This window comes from Planktosalinus sp. (genome assembly GCF_059864935.1).
In genome coordinates, this window is record NZ_JCBCCK010000417.1 from 1 (window position 1) to 2,330 (window position 2,330).

The window sequence follows — 2,330 nt, forward strand, 5'->3', positions numbered from 1 at the left end:
CGGGTTGAAAGAAACCACTCTTGATAAGCATTATAAGAATATTGATTTTTACATAAATGAGTTTCTTTTATATGAAGATGCAATTCCTGCAAAAGATGGCATCTCAAATGTCGAAATGTTTCTTGGGTACTGGTTTATAAAAAAAGCTATGTGGGCAAATGTTGGCACAATAAAACAAAACGCTGCCAGTCTAAAGAAATTTTATCAATTTATGATGGAAAGAAATGAAATAGAGAATGACGAATACGAAAAACTCAAAACGAATGTAAAGAGAAATATGCCTCAATGGCTGGGTAGAATGGAACGCTATGATGACCCAGATATTGAAGATATGGGTGAGGTGTGGAATTTTTAGTTGTTACTTCCCGCGTTTTTTTTAAAAACTACCTGAAAATCATGAAATTCCCGCAGTATCTCTGTGTGTAAAATATTGCGGGAGTATTTCATTCTGGCTATAAAAAGTTATTGTACCTACTCAGATTTTAAATTTTATTATATCTATGTGACAGGTTCCCAGTAACGCTGTAAATAGTCCCAAAAATTTCTGCCCTGTTTTCTTTCTGTAAGTACCACGCTTTTAACCTGGGCCATTTGTTGTACTCCAGCTTCGGTTCTATATGCACCAGAGATTTTTCTGCTTCGTACCACCTCGCGAATATCTCGTTCACTTCCATTGTTGTCAGCAGGAAGTTCCTCAACATACAGGAACCGGAAAATATCATCAAAGAACTTTCGCAACAAGGTTCGCAGCTTTTCTCCCTCATGGGTGCTGCTTTTCACCCTTCCATCAAGAAGATGCCTTGCTTGTTTAAGTATTTCACCTCTTTTTTTCCTGAAATATGCTGTCCCAAACCGGCAGTGCTTTTTGAGATGCAAGCTTGCCCGGATGACTTCATATAATTTATGAGCATATCCGCCCTGTGATCCTTCACATTCCATGGCATATTTGATGTGCCGCATGAAATGACTGCCTGTGCATTTGGCAAATACCGTTTTTTCACCATAAAATCGTGCATTATAGGCACCAAAAAAGTCAGACAGCAGTATTCCATCAAAATCTTCACCAAGAATTGAAGTTGCAACCTTATGGCTGCGACTCGGATCGGCTTGAAAAAATGTGGTTGTTTCATTTCTTGCCGCGTGCACCCACCATTTTTTGCCCATAACGTGGATACCCGTCTCATCACAGCCAACTATATTGGAATTTCGCAATGCATCTCTGTAGGATTCGTAGTCTGAGCTGGTAATTTTTTGTACCTGTTTGAGAATTCTGCCGATTGTGCCAACGCCGATTCGCTCTTTAAGCATTGCTTCAATCATTTCCTGTATCTTGCCCCATGGTATATCAAGAGAAAACCGCAGGTAAGCAATGAATGCTTTCAGATTGGGGCCGAACCGGTCATAATCATCCACTCCGGAAGGGTTAGGCGCAACAACCGTCTTTCCATCAGGTCCGGTGGTTGTTTGCCTCCGGATTTCAATGACTTTCAGACACATTGGCTCCATCTCAATTACTTGGTGGCTCTGATAACTTTTGCTGCTGCTGTTGATTGCCTGGCCAGTTCTTGGGCAAGTTTCGACAGGAACAAAAACAACTTCGTCAGGATTTTTGACCAAATGGCGAGATGTGCCCCGGTGGTGTCTTGGCGGACCGCACAATTTTTTCGTTTGGCTTCTCTTGTGAGGCCTTGTTATATCCGAAGATGGCGCCATGCCGGAATTTTCTGAATTTTTTACCGGTTTTTTCCCCTTGCTGATTAAATCAACCAGTTGAAAATAAGCTTCGGTTTTTTCATCCTCTGAAAGTGCCCGAAACTCTGCTTTGTTGATATACACTGGTACTTTCTTCTTTTTCATAGTCACCACCGCTACTCTTTGAGGTTGATTCTACATCTTCACGAAATTCTTGTCAATGAAAAATTTTAAAATCTGAGTAGGTACCAATTTTCTTGGCTTTACGCATTTCATTGATAAGTCCAGAACTGGCAGATACAAAGTTGGCAGAAAAACAGACAGAAAGAAAATGCAGGCAAAGTTGAAAGAAATGAACATCTGGCTCAAAAGCATAAGAAACTTCCGGCACCCCAAAGAGTGGTGGGGAATTTTGTGCTCCATGCTGGCAGGACATTTCCGGTATTTTGGCGTGAGCGGTAACTTCAGAAGCATCAACAAGTTCTACAACCAGACAGTGCGGTTAGTCTTTAAATGGTTGAACAGGAGAAGCCAAAAGAAGAGTTTTAACTGGGAGACGTTTAAAAAATACCTCGAACGACATGGGGTGCCCAAGCCAAAATTGTACCATAATTTCTATACTCTCTACGGCTGTGGAA

3 protein-coding genes are annotated in these 2,330 nt (G+C 41.1%); 2 read left to right on the forward strand and 1 reads right to left on the reverse strand.

The annotated features are described in order from the left end of the window. Window positions 1-355, forward strand: a 355-nt coding sequence (locus AC6F75_RS12580; RefSeq protein ID WP_500715417.1) for a hypothetical protein, incomplete at its 5' end; no start/stop codon positions are given. A 143-nt stretch (window positions 356-498) separates the two neighbouring features. On the opposite strand, the gene tnpC is transcribed toward AC6F75_RS12580, so the two are convergent. Then, complete coding sequence (gene tnpC, locus AC6F75_RS12585) at window positions 499-1,857, reverse strand: IS66 family transposase (RefSeq protein ID WP_500715419.1); 1,359 nt, start codon at window positions 1,855-1,857, stop codon at window positions 499-501. Window positions 1,858-2,044: 187 nt separating this feature from the next. On the opposite strand from tnpC, the gene AC6F75_RS12590 reads away from it, so the two are divergent. After that, window positions 2,045-2,330 (forward strand): hypothetical protein (locus tag AC6F75_RS12590; protein ID WP_500715421.1); only part of this gene is annotated, 286 nt, incomplete at its 3' end.

Coding starts and splice junctions, on each gene's coding strand:
- tnpC (WP_500715419.1), bottom strand. CDS start 1,857: ATGAAAAAGAAGAAAGTACCAGTGTATATCAACAAAGCAGAGTTTCGG.